Origin of the sequence: Paenibacillus mendelii, assembly GCF_024498075.1 — a bacterium.
GTDB classification, from domain to species: domain Bacteria; phylum Bacillota; class Bacilli; order Paenibacillales; family Paenibacillaceae; genus Paenibacillus_Z; species Paenibacillus_Z mendelii.
Map to the genome: position 1 here is coordinate 73628 of NZ_JANHOF010000004.1, position 12406 is coordinate 86033.

12 protein-coding genes and 1 pseudogene are annotated in these 12406 nt (G+C 45.7%); 2 read left to right on the forward strand and 11 right to left on the reverse strand.

Annotated elements, in window-relative coordinates:
* Positions 1-5: 5 nt before the first annotated feature.
* The 3 genes and pseudogenes from NNL21_RS14675 to NNL21_RS14680 form a co-directional block, all read right to left on the reverse strand.
* Positions 6-770: an alpha/beta fold hydrolase gene (locus NNL21_RS14675; RefSeq protein WP_204818032.1), complete on the reverse strand. Its 765-nt coding sequence runs from the start codon at positions 768-770 to the stop codon at positions 6-8.
* A 187-nt stretch (positions 771-957) separates the two neighbouring features.
* A pseudogene (locus tag NNL21_RS36795) lies at positions 958-1188 on the reverse strand (FMN-binding negative transcriptional regulator); the annotation flags it as partial.
* A gap of 200 nt (positions 1189-1388) precedes the next feature.
* Positions 1389-1568 (reverse strand): hypothetical protein, encoded by a 180-nt coding sequence (locus NNL21_RS14680; protein WP_204818033.1) that lies wholly within the window; start codon positions 1566-1568, stop codon positions 1389-1391.
* A gap of 940 nt (positions 1569-2508) precedes the next feature.
* Between NNL21_RS14680 and NNL21_RS14685 the strand changes: the two genes are divergently transcribed.
* On the forward strand, positions 2509-2700 hold the full coding sequence (locus NNL21_RS14685; RefSeq protein WP_204818034.1) for a hypothetical protein: 192 nt from the start codon (positions 2509-2511) through the stop codon (positions 2698-2700).
* Between the two features lie 542 nt (positions 2701-3242).
* On the opposite strand, the gene NNL21_RS14690 is transcribed toward NNL21_RS14685, so the two are convergent.
* Positions 3243-3392 carry an ATP-binding cassette domain-containing protein gene (locus tag NNL21_RS14690; protein WP_204818035.1) on the reverse strand — a complete coding sequence of 50 codons (150 nt, stop codon included), beginning with the start codon at positions 3390-3392 and terminating at the stop codon, positions 3243-3245.
* Positions 3393-4063: 671 nt separating this feature from the next.
* Positions 4064-4300: an Imm7 family immunity protein gene (locus NNL21_RS36800; RefSeq protein ID WP_204818036.1), complete on the reverse strand. Its 237-nt coding sequence runs from the start codon at positions 4298-4300 to the stop codon at positions 4064-4066.
* Between the two features lie 180 nt (positions 4301-4480).
* Between NNL21_RS36800 and NNL21_RS14695 the strand changes: the two genes are divergently transcribed.
* Complete coding sequence (locus NNL21_RS14695) at positions 4481-5221, forward strand: EcsC family protein (RefSeq protein WP_204818037.1); 741 nt, start codon at positions 4481-4483, stop codon at positions 5219-5221.
* Between the two features lie 663 nt (positions 5222-5884).
* On the opposite strand, the gene NNL21_RS14700 is transcribed toward NNL21_RS14695, so the two are convergent.
* The 6 genes from NNL21_RS14700 to NNL21_RS14725 form a co-directional block, all read right to left on the reverse strand.
* Positions 5885-7546, reverse strand: coding sequence for a type 2 periplasmic-binding domain-containing protein (locus tag NNL21_RS14700; protein WP_204818038.1), 1662 nt, complete (start codon positions 7544-7546; stop codon positions 5885-5887).
* A 56-nt stretch (positions 7547-7602) separates the two neighbouring features.
* On the reverse strand, positions 7603-8505 hold the full coding sequence (locus tag NNL21_RS14705) for a carbohydrate ABC transporter permease (protein ID WP_204818039.1): 903 nt from the start codon (positions 8503-8505) through the stop codon (positions 7603-7605).
* 22 nt (positions 8506-8527) lie between these two features.
* Complete coding sequence (locus NNL21_RS14710) at positions 8528-9451, reverse strand: ABC transporter permease (RefSeq protein ID WP_256555256.1); 924 nt, start codon at positions 9449-9451, stop codon at positions 8528-8530.
* Between the two features lie 118 nt (positions 9452-9569).
* Positions 9570-10220 carry a GntR family transcriptional regulator gene (locus tag NNL21_RS14715; protein WP_256555257.1) on the reverse strand — a complete coding sequence of 217 codons (651 nt, stop codon included), beginning with the start codon at positions 10218-10220 and terminating at the stop codon, positions 9570-9572.
* Between the two features lie 455 nt (positions 10221-10675).
* Positions 10676-11569 carry a Vgb family protein gene (locus NNL21_RS14720; protein ID WP_204818040.1) on the reverse strand — a complete coding sequence of 298 codons (894 nt, stop codon included), beginning with the start codon at positions 11567-11569 and terminating at the stop codon, positions 10676-10678.
* Positions 11570-11894: 325 nt separating this feature from the next.
* A complete protein-coding gene (locus tag NNL21_RS14725; protein WP_204818041.1) occupies positions 11895-12305 on the reverse strand; it encodes a DUF6157 family protein in 411 nt (136 codons plus the stop codon).
* Positions 12306-12406: the final 101 nt, after the last annotated feature.

Below are 12406 nucleotides of genomic sequence, written 5' to 3' on the forward strand. Positions count from 1 at the left end.
ATCGTTCACTCCTCTCGATTTGAATCCAGAAAGCGCTGCATGATAGAGGCGAGCTTCGAGGCATGAGTCATTGTAATCATATGATCCGCACCTTCTACTTTGGCAAATTGCACTGATGGCACACGTTCGAATTCCTTGGCGACGCCAAGTATATCGTTCCATTCTATGGTCCCGTGAATAAAAAGCGTCGGCGCAGCTACTTGCTCCAGCCGCTCGAACGCCGGAGGCTGTGGCCAAATAAACTCGAAGCTTCGCCATTCCGTAAAGACGCGGATCATGTATCGGGTATGCAGGTCAATCAGGAAATCACGGTGTTCGCTCGCCATGACAGTTGCGTAATTGGGACCTTCCAATGAAAACTCTACCATTCTGCCAATGTCAGGAGCAAGCGCATTTACAGCACCCATCCACTCGAGAAACGCTTCTGAATACGGATAACCGGACAGGGAAGGCGCGATGACAATCAACTGTTCGACCATCTCCGGATGAGCAATCGTGAAATTCAAGGCCAGCTCCCCGCCCATGGAGTGGCCGATCAGTGTAATCTTATTCAGCTGCAAGTGATTTAGCAGCCCGAGCAGATCACGGACGAGATCCGTCGGCTCCTGCGGAGCGGGCGATTGTCCCATCCCCCTGCTATCGTAGGTGACGACTCGATTGGACTTCGCGAGCAGAGGTACAAGCTCTTTCCATTCCCTGGAGTCAACCCCCGGACTGTGAATCAAAACGATGTCCGGCCCATTTCCCTGAATATCATAATACAAGTCCATATCATAAGCCCCTCTCAACAGAAATTAAAATGTGTCAGCTTTATTATATTTATGACTGAACGATCAGTCAACTGTAAATCGGTCGAAGTCTTTCCTCCCGACTGGCTTCCCATTATGTATGGGTCTTGATACGTCATGGACATCGGAGTACCGGATGTTTACAACAAAAGGGCACCGCCCCGTACCATTAGCAAGACCGGCCTCCACCCTCGTCTCCATTCAGAATCCGTTCCAGTTGATTAATGACAAGTTCTTGCCTTTGTACTGAATGGTTTTGACCTAACTTTGCTTTTCCCTCTATCTTATTGGTTCTAATTTTGAATCCTTGATTCCCATTATTAAGCCCAGCGATAAAGTCTGCGTCTACCTCTTGCAATTTATATGAACTATCGGGGGCTTCATACTTCAATACCATTTCATACAAAAAAAGCTACTCTTGGAGTTTCTCCATCGAGCAGCATATTTTATCGTACTGGGCTACAAAAAAATCAACATATTTCTGATCAGCCCATGCAACTTTTGGTTCATCTTTCAGGGCGGGAATATTTCATTCTAATGAGCGCGATAATCCACATTTGTGATTTCTTAAAAACATATTTCCATCCTTCTAAATGCAGACTATGCGCTCTGGCTTGGTTTTTTACGTATGCTTGTTAGCTCAAAAGCCTCTTTAGGGATTCCCAGTTCTAGAGCCTTCGTCTTCTTTATGACCATGGCCTGCTGTAAGCTGGTGGCTTGAAATTCAATTGTGGTGCCGGATGGATCCTCGAATGCATAGTAGCTCTTTTTATTCGACATTAACTAAGCGCCTCTCCATCTTAAATGATAGCTATGTTCTTTCCTGCAGCTAATTAAAATCATTATGTCCACGTATCCTGATTATAAACATGAATCGGGCAACTGCCATTTCGACAGCATCTAGGAAGTCCTTAGCAACAAAATCTGGTGATGCTTGTACATTCCACTTGTGTTTGATTGCAATATCCAGTTTAATTCACTAAATGATTGGAATATCCTGCCGTTAGCGCAAGCTGCCGCAGCAGCCTGTTGTTTATTTTTGAGCTATAGTCACCCGCCCGTTAGTTTAGCACCTAATATTCTAATAAGGATAAAGGTTTGGAGAAATACTCTTTATGGATTACAGAGGAGGTGAACTATAAAATGAGCACTAAAGCCAAACCCGATAAAAACAACCCAAAGCATAGCCCATCACGATCTAACGACCCAAACGATCAAGGAAGATCTAGAATACAAAATAATTCGAAGTAAAGCTGAACATGCCCAGTTGAATTTTATAAAAGCATCACCAAACCTGGTCTACATGACCGGGTTCTTTTTTGGGAAAAGTATCAACTAAGCACTCCAGAGCAAAGGGGTTTATAAAAATAGGTAATTTCTTTATCTGCCTGTTAGCGTAACGAAGGCTGCATGACTGGCAGCCCTCATGATAATGAATGATCCTATCCGATAGTTGATGTCACTAGAACGAGAAGTACGTCTGGATGAATCTGTTCCTACGTTCTCGGATTACTGATTAACCAACGGGACATACTTTTTATGGTAGCTATTGGCTGCAAAGGCTTGGAATATACAGAAGGGAGCGCACAACATGTCTCGCCAAACAAAAAATAACAAGGGCAAAAAAAATCCCGGAAACAATCACGATTCTGCAGTCCCGGGTTCAACCAACAAAAAATAAGTTGGGGAATTTCCAAAAATGTTAACGGAGGTGATAATTATGGCTACAAGCCGAAATCATCAAGGGGCGCATGGGATAGGACAAGTTGAAGAGCAATTGAAGCAGCAGGCAAATGCAATGGATACCATCCAAGGTGTAAGTGAAACGGATCGTGAAATTGCTAAAGTGGCAAACCGTGATGCACAAACCTCGTTAGATAAGATTATCGATAGTAAAGATCGAGGGGTTTAGTGAACTGCAGGCTGCCGATCTTTCGGCAGCCTGGTTATACAATCTGCTGACGAATACACACTTCCCCACCTGGATGCCAATAACATTGTGCTTTTAACTTGGAATATAGTTCTCCGTTAACGTAACTTAAGGGATTCTTGAACATATTTCATGGCTTCGATATTTCTTCATAACCAAGTTCTTCTATCCGTAGATGTATCCACCATATATTACCGAGAGCATCTCGTACACGCCCAACTCGTTCGCCGAAGGCAAGATTCGTCATTTGAGTGACCGCAGTCGCCCCCGCTTGTAAAGCTTGCTTGAACGCAGCATTACCATCTTCCATGTAAAGTCGAAGGAAGCCCGGTGTGTATCCGGCCACGGCAGATCGGTCGTTCCCCTGGGTCTGTAACCCGTCGCTAAAATTGATGAGAGGGATAGTGTTTCATTAATCCAGTCATCGGTCTGGATATTTCAAAAGGTAAAAGTGATGGACAACATTTTGACATCTGCTGCTTTTGAAACTTCTAGAGCTTAACGCTTATTTTCCTCAGTTATATCTACGATGTAAAGGTTGTCTTTCCCGCGCCATTCAAGCCGATCAGCCCGTAAATCTGGCCCCGCTTGATTTCCACGCTCACGTTTTGTATGGCATAGGTGTTGCCATATTTCTTGCTGGTGTCTCTGGTGCGCAATACATATTCACTCATACAGCTGCTCCTTTCAAATTGAGTATGAGCATAGAATAAATCGAAAAAGCTAAGAAAAAGATTAGCAAATATAAAGAAAGTATAAAGATGTCGAAATTTCTATGAGCTCATTGTTGTCGATTATCTTCCATATGTAGAATAATTCACCGCTTTCTTCTTATTCCGTCGATTTCCATTCACGGGATTTCAATGAAAGCATGGAGTACCTGATCAATTAAACCAAAGGATCCGTACCGCTTAGTTCCACCCTATATTGACGTGATTTTCATCCAATGCCGCGGCATCAGATGCCATCCTATTATTAAAGAAATAGTTATGTTGTGTGCCACGCGGCTTTTCGAATTACAAAACCGTCAGATTCCGTAAAATGAGTATTAGTCTGACCCCAATAATAGAAACAGCGGCAGCCGTGGACAAGAAAATAAAGTCCTAGACTTCCACTGTCTTATTGTTGCGCCATTGGAATCTCAGAAAGCAGAGCTTCGATGTCGGTTATTCGTTCGATCCGTTGATTTTGGGCGTCTGATTGCTAAAACTTCATAGTAAGAGCACCTCCTTGTTGATGTGTTGTGGACAAACCCATCATACTGAGGCGCTCCCTTTTTTACAAAGCTCATTTCTTAAGCTCTACAGGAATGTTTAGCGCAATGAATTTGATACGGTTCTACGTATCACTCTATCGGGCCTTTACTTGACCTTCTTTGGGCCAGGAGAAGGGCGATCAATCCCACGAGCCAGCTTCCAGACAACAAACTTGTTGTAATCTTCACATCTTCATCGTCATGAATATATAATAACCCATATGATCCTGGCAAGTTCTTAGATACCCACTTATATATTTCCAGAACATAATTCGAAATAGTTCCTGTTATTTTGCAATACCAAACTGTACTACGTGTCGGCCGCATTTCCCCCTTATTTTATAATTAAGACCAATTATTTGGGGGTCTTTAAGTTGAACATTTCCATCCTATTATCCTCTATGCGATGCTGGACTTTAGTCGAGGATCGCTACCTGCCGCGGTCTGTTCCGAATCACGGAAATATTCGTTACAATATACCCAAGTCTTTTGAAGGAGCGATTGATCATGAATTACGAACATAAAGTACAGAGGGAAGTTGCCAGCTGGGAACGGAAAATGTTCAAACCGCCGGGATGGCTGGAAAAAACTTCTAAAACAATCGGCAATCGAATAAATCATTTGATTCCCCCGAAGGTGCACAGCATCATTACGACCACCATACGATCGATCGTGCGCACGGCACTGTTCGGTGCGGAATATACGCCTAGCCGTCCAGTGCAGCGTGCTCTGGAACTGGAGTCTGCCGATCAAGAAACGAGTGAGTTGTTTGCTCTGTACCAAAAAATCGCGGTTGCCGAAGGCGCTGGAACGGGAGCTGGCGGCATTATGCTGAGCATAGTAGACTTTCCAGCTTTAATTGCGATCAAGATGAAATTTTTGTTCGAGCTGGCGCATGTTTACGGTTATGACACCAAACACTTCTCCGAGCGGGTATTCATTCTCAAGGTATTTCAAATGACGTTTTCGGGGCCGGATAACCGTGCCAGGTTGTTGAATTCCATCAAGCAATGGCATATTGAAAAGGAACAATGGCTCTCCGACGCCGAATACTCCCGGAATATGGACTGGGAGACATTTCAGATCGAGTATCGCGACGCCATTGACTTCAGGAAAATGCTGCAGATGGTGCCTGGGATCGGCGCTATCGCAGGCGCATGGGCGAATTACACCATTCTTGAGGAGCTGCGCGAGTTTGCCATGAACGCTTACCGCCTGCGCAGATTGCACGATGATTTCGAGGTTTAGGGTTAATTCTCTCTCTGTCGCCATATACAGCCCAGGAATCTTGTGTGGTTACCTCCATCCATCATAAATCTAACTTCGGAGCAATAGATTCATGTACCACCGTGTAATGGATACTCCGTTGAGTTTGGACCTATCATATCGATTCCATCTTCCAAGATATACATATCTATTCTTTTGCTCTCGCTCCTCCGCCGAACGACCCAGCGGCGTGATGCCACCTGCGGGTTTGGTCATCAGATAAACGCTTTTCAAATTTACATCGATGACCCGATTCTATACCGGCACCGAAATGCCCTCCAGCCTTTCAGTAGATCGTAGCAGTAATGTTGAACTGAGCATTCATTCTCACGACGCGGCACAATTTGCTCTACCAGCAACCATACGCCCTGATCTGCTGAAACATCAGCCTGAAAAGCAATCGCCGAGTCCTAACCGAGGCGTTCATTAATCAGGCGGCAACACGCTCCCCTTCCTCTTTTATTCCGGTCGGCGATGGCGATAATGGCGCCTTAGGCCGCAAATTTCGCGGCCGTTACTTCGTCGATGCCGGAGCCCCCTCCGGTTACGATTCGAATTTTATTGGCTCGCAGCACAGGGCCCCCTCCCACTTTCTTTTTAACCCGCTTACAATCTGTTTGCTTACTAAACTAAACATAAGCGGGCTTATTTCAAACTAGACAAGAAATCGATCGTCTTTTGATCCGGCTTATAGCTGGTCGTGTCGAATGGCTCTTTCATCGCTTTTTGCGCCATGTCCAAATATTCGGCCAGCCCCAGCTTATCCAGCCCTTTCAAATACGCTTCCCAATCTTTCTCCACCGACTTGGATCCGAGGATGAACTGTGCTTTCCACTGTTTCACGTATTGCTCAATGTTCGTTTTGAGCAGCGCGTATTTCTGGTATTCCTCCGGTTCCATCCAGATTGCGCCAGGGTAAACCTGATCCGGCTGATGACCGGTATAATTGCGCATCGTCTCCAAAAGCAGCAGCGACTCAAGCCCGTCAGCAGAGAATGGCGGTTTGGCCTCGACGAATCCGTTGCGCCAAGTCATATCCTGAAGTGTCGGCCCCATCTGATTCCAGCCTTCATTTTGCTTGGCGCCAGCGGAATAGAACTTGTCGGACTGGGTAATGAACAGCGCTTGCTCACCGTTCAGTCCTTTTATACCAGGAGCGGCTTTTGTCCAATATTTGCCTTCGGCGCCGTAGTTCATCGTCTGCGTCCCCTCTGGCGTATAGATGAAATCCAGCAGTTTCATAATGCGCACAATCTGCTCTTCTGTCGCCTTATTTGTGACTGCAAACGATAATGAACGAGGCGTGTTGCCGCTAAAGGCTGCATACTGCATTCCATCCGGCCCCGTAAGCGGAGCCATCGTTACCCAGTTCGAATAGCTCTGATGACCAGGATCAAGGAATCCGGAACTAGTCAAGGAAGGAACGACGGCTACTTTATCTTGGGCAATGAGAGGTTTCAGCACCTCGGACTTTTGGCTGAACGCTTGCTTGTCGATCAAACCTTTACTGAATAGCCTGTTCATGTATGCCAGGCCGTTCTTCCAACCTCCCTGCGCAGGAGCAAAGACTACCTTACCATCCTTCAGATCGAACAGATCGTTGGCATTGTCATACGTGAAAGCATTCATTAAAAACACTGTCGGGTCGAAGCTGTCGGAAGTGCCGGATAACGGAATCAGCCCGTTGTCCTTGAATACCTGCAGCACCTTCTCGAACTCATCAGTCGTTGTAGGCATCGTCAGGTTAAACTTCTCCAGATAGGACTTGTTAATCCAGTACTTCTGACCCCAATAGCAATGCAGACAGGAATTGTACATTGTCAACCCGTAGATATTGCCATCGGGCGCCGTAACCGCTTGCTTCAGTCCTGGTGCCGTATCGATGGTCTTCTTCAAATTGGGGGCATATTTGTCAATGTAGCTGTTTAATGGCACGAGAATGCCCTGTTTGGACAGCCGCAAAACTTCCGACAGAGAGAAGCTGCCCGACCAGAATACATCGGGGTAGTTACCTCCTGACAGCAGCAGCGATTGCTTGGTGGCCGCGTCGCTCGAGGGCGCCATGATCCATTCAATATTCAGCCTGAACGTATCTTTGACATAATTGGTAAACCAGTTCGTATTCAAATCGACGACATCGCCGGGCGGCACAGCATAGAACGAAACGTCCACAACGCTCGTTTCATCCACCTGTCCTGACGGCTCAGCGGGTGCAGCTTCCTCTCCACTGTTGTCCGAACAGGCGGATAAAATCAATAACATACAAATTAGTGCTGCCGCAACGGCTGTTTTTGTTCTCTTTACCATGTTTATACCCCTCCGAAATCGATTAGATGGAAGCTAATGAAACAAGGCAATCCGGTTTAAGCTTTGATCGAACCGACCATCACCCCCTTTACGAAATACTTTTGGATGAATGGATAAAGCATCAGAATCGGCAGGCTGGCAATAACGATGACGGAATACTTCAGCAAGTTTTTCATATCCTCGAATTGCTTCAGCTGCTCTGCGGACAGCGACATTGAAGTGGTCGTAACCGAATTGAGCACCAAAATTTCACGCAGAACCAGCTGCAGCGGATACTTCTCCTCGCCGTTCAGGAAAATAAGCGCATTGAAGTAAGAGTTCCATTGGCCCACCGCCGCCCAAAGAAACAGCACGGCCAGAACAGGCTTGGATAGCGGCACGACAACGCTGACCAAAAAGCGGCCGTCGCTGCAGCCGTCAAGTTGGGCCGCCTCGTACAAATCGCCGGGAATCGTCGTCTGAAAGAACGTCTTCGCCACAATAACCGAGAATACACTGAGCGCTCCGGGCAGTACCATCGCCCAGATCGTGTCCAGCATATGCAGTGAGCGAACAACGAGATAGAACGGAATCAAACCTCCGCTGAACAGCATGGCGAACAGTAATGCCCAAACCAGAATTTTGCGACCGACGAACGTCGTATGGGATATTGGGTAAGCCATCATAACCGTGAGCGTAACGCTGATCACAGAAGCCAATCCCGTGTAAATGATCGAGTTCAGATAGCCGCTCCAGATTTGCGGATATTGGAAGACGGCCTTGTATCCGTATAAGGTCGGTTCCACCGGAAACAGCCAGACACGTCCGGACATGACCGCCGACGAGGAACTGAACGACGAACTGACGATATATATAAGCGGATAGGCGACAGCAATCAGCACAACGGTAAGGACCGTGTAAATGACGGCCATCATGATGCGGTCTCCCGTCGTCTCCTTGATGAGCGTATGCGATCTCATTTACATTCCCGCCCCCTTCTATTTAGAACAAACTCGATTCGGAAAATCTGCGTGCAAGCAAATTGGCCGAGAAGATGAGAATAAATCCGATGATGGAATTGAACAGACCTACCGCAACCGCAAAGCTGTAATTCATATGCACAAGTCCGATTTTGTACACATAGGTTGAAATGACTTCCGATGTGCTCAGGTTCAACATATTTTGCAGCAGGAACACTTTCTCGAATCCAACGCTGAGCAGACCGCCAATTGACATAATGAGCAAAATAATAATTGTCGGCCGAATGGTTGGCAGATCGATATGAACCATCTTTTGTACTCGGGAGGCCCCGTCAATTTTTGCCGCTTCGTAGAGCTCCGGGTTGACGCCTGATAGCGCTGCCAAATAAATAATTGCGCCATACCCGGTCTCTTGCCAGACTCCTGACCAGACATAAAGGGAAGAAAACGCTTTCGGATCGCCCAAAATATCAATAGAATCCGCAACGCCAAGCAGCTCTGTCAGTTGGCCGTATATGCCGATCGTCGGCGACAAAATGATGTTAATCATACCGACCAGTACAACAGTAGAAATAAAATAAGGGGCGTACGTGAACATCTGAACCACTTTCTTGAACCGTTGATTCTTCACCTCATTGAGAGCAAGGGCGAGTAAAATGGCAGCCGGTGTACTGACGAGGAGCGAGTAAACGCTGAGCAGCAGCGTATTTTTGATAACCGGCCAGAAGAAAGGAGATTCAAAGAACATGGTGAACTGTTTGCCGCCAACCCAAGGACTTCCCCAGATGCCTTGAATCGGGTTGAATTCCTTGAAGGCAAGCTGGATTCCAACAAGCGGAACGTAGTTGAACGTAATGAGGAAAGCAACAGGTACGGCGACAATCAAATACAATTGCCAATGCCTCAAAATATATTTCTTCCAGTAAGCAGTCATTCGAATGGTCAAGAGCCATCCCCCTTAACTGTAATCGCTCAATAAATCGTGTATGATTAAAATTTATCATACACGATTTATTGAGTGAAAAAATTTATGTTGATTCGATTATCCAATTCCCTACTTTTTACTACAATCTTTCCCTTAAACGCTGTACGGAATTGTTCACATGCGTTCTCATAGCTTCAACCGCCTGTTCGATATCGTCGACAAGCAGCGCGCGTATGATTTGTTCATGCTCAGCCTTCTCCACATCGAGCACAATTTTGTAATGAATGAGACTCAAATAGCGATGGATGCGTTCTATTAGCGAGGTTACCATTTGCTTCAAATTTTCGTTGCCAGCATAGTCCAGAATAGTGCCGTGCAATTCGCGATTCATCTCCAGCACAGCTTGGCCTCCGTCGGTACCGTCCCCTTCCTCAGGCACCAAACTCAACCGGTGCAAAATTTGCTCCAGCCGCGCACGCGGAATATGCGGAGCCGCCTTTCGAATTGACAGTTCCTCCAGTTGCAGACGAATTTCAAAAATCTCATTAATGTCGGTCAAATTCATCTCCGCCACGAACATGCCCTTGAACGGAACAACAGTGACCAGTCCTTCCGACGCCAGCCGGAACAGCGATTCCCGAATAGGGATATTGCTGACCCCCAAATCTCTCGCCAGTTTGTCTATGTTGATCTTGTCGCCTGCCGGAATCTTGTGAGACATAATTTGCTGCTTTAACAACGCGTACAGTTCGTCGGTTAATACATAGCGGTTTAGTTGTTTGTCCCTCAATTCCGTTCAGCTCCATCCATATGACTTTTCCAAGATTATAGCATATTCATACGGATTTAGAAGAACCGGCAGTCTCCCTGTTTTGTACAAATTTGCCGCCAACTACGCATGAAGCGCTTACAGCTGAAAAGTAAAAAATAGCCTCCTCGCCTTGGCTGGACCTGTTTTTCAAATTTACTATATCCGAATCGCCCAAAGAAGTATTTATCCGATGGTCTCTTTTTTGCACAATCGTCAGATTACTTTTCAATTCCTACTTTTCAGCCCTTTGATCTGCCCCACTTGTATCAAATGATGAAAGAAGAAGCTCAATATTTCTTTTCGGTCGAAATCGATCATGCAGTTATGGACGTTACGCGATTATTAAGGAAGGTTGTTCTTGTCACCCAACAGTTGTCCAGTATCAAACAAAACCGAATGGCCCAAACATCACACACCACCGAAAGTTTTTCATACTATTCCGAAACGATCATCAAACGCGCAATCTGATTACACTCTTCAGCGAACCAAACATTACCTTCAGGACAAACCGCAATGCCATGAGGTTCTGCATTCTTTGTAGGTATCTCATACTCACTAGTAACTCCTTGTGTTGTAATACGACCGATTTGATTAGCTCCCCATTCCGTGAACCAGAGATCTCCTTTCTTCCCGGATATGATGGCATGAGGACGAGCGCCAGGCGTCGGTATTACAAATTCATTCATCTCCCCTGATATGGTAATTCTACCAACTTTATTGCCGTTAATCTGAACAAACCATAAAGCACCATCAGGTCCGCTTGTAATGCCGACAGGTCCCGAGTTAGGATTTGGAATTGGATATGCCGTAATTTCACCTTTCGTGGTTATTCGTCCGATTCTATTGCTCTGATTCTCGGTAAACCACAATGCTCCATCTGACCCTAGAGTGATAAAAGAAGGAAAGGCTTTTTGAATCGGTAAGTCAAACTCCGTGATTTCACCTGATTTTGTTAACCTTCCGATCCTGCCGCTATTCATCTCAGTAAACCATATTGTGCCATCAGGACCTTCCGTAATGCCAAAAGGTGAAGAGTTCGCCGAAGGAAGTTCATATTCTGTAAAAAGACCGTTCATCGACATTCTCCCGATCTTATTTGCTTTATATTCTGTAAACCATAAGTCGCCAGATTGATCCGAAACGATTGACATAGCACCTGCATCCGATGTTGGGATAGGAAATGAATTCATTTCACCTTTGGCTGTTATTCGTCCAATTCGATTCCCTTTCTGTTCCGTATACCATAGGGCTCCATCTTTTCCAACGGTTATTCCATAAGGCCCCGCATCCGATCTAGCGATCGCATATTCGTTTATCGTGGTCCTCATAATATCTACCTCCGTAAAAAGTATTAAGATATCTGTTTCATTTTTCTCAGCATATCCATAACTCGCAAAAGTTTGCAATTAGATGTTATAAAACGATGAAGTTCGTATTATTGAGTTACCGACAGTAACCTATAATAATACGAACTTTCGCGTGCAAATTATGCGGCAGTAAATACACCTTTATTCCCGAAGTATTGGTGAGTGTGCTGTAGACTAGAATCTCTTTAACAAGTCTTGTTATTACGGTTTGGCTTTGTTTGGCTGGAGCCTGAAGCTCCGTTTGGCCCCTGGCGCATCGACACATCGACAACGGCATGTCCGAATCCTACCCACGGCTGGACCGCATGGCTTTAACACGCTTTATACTTGTATCGTTGAGCAACTTTTGGTATTCTTCCGATTCCATGGCATAGAGCGCCAATTTCCCTTCAGAATTATGGTGGATTCCCCAACCGTAGCGCTTTCCTAATGAGGATGTACGAAGACAAGGTTGACCTTTCGAGAAAAACTTCTCACGCTCGGCCGGTCTCTGCTCTTCAGGGATTTGATTCCGGATCGCATAAACCTCAAACAGTACATCCTCTTGGGTGGAGCGATAAGGATGATTCGCTATCATTTCGAACTGCATAACAGGAACCGTCTTTGTTTTGCCTTTTGGAACAGGAATCTCAGCAACCGTTACGGGACAATCTTCCGCTACTTCAATGAAGGTTGCATAATAATTATTATCTTTCATATTATCTCTCCTCTTGACGAATCTAGCGCAGCGGCACCTTGCCAACATCTACAGTATAAACAACTTGTAGTTGATTTGGGGACAGTCTGCATGCCTTGAAT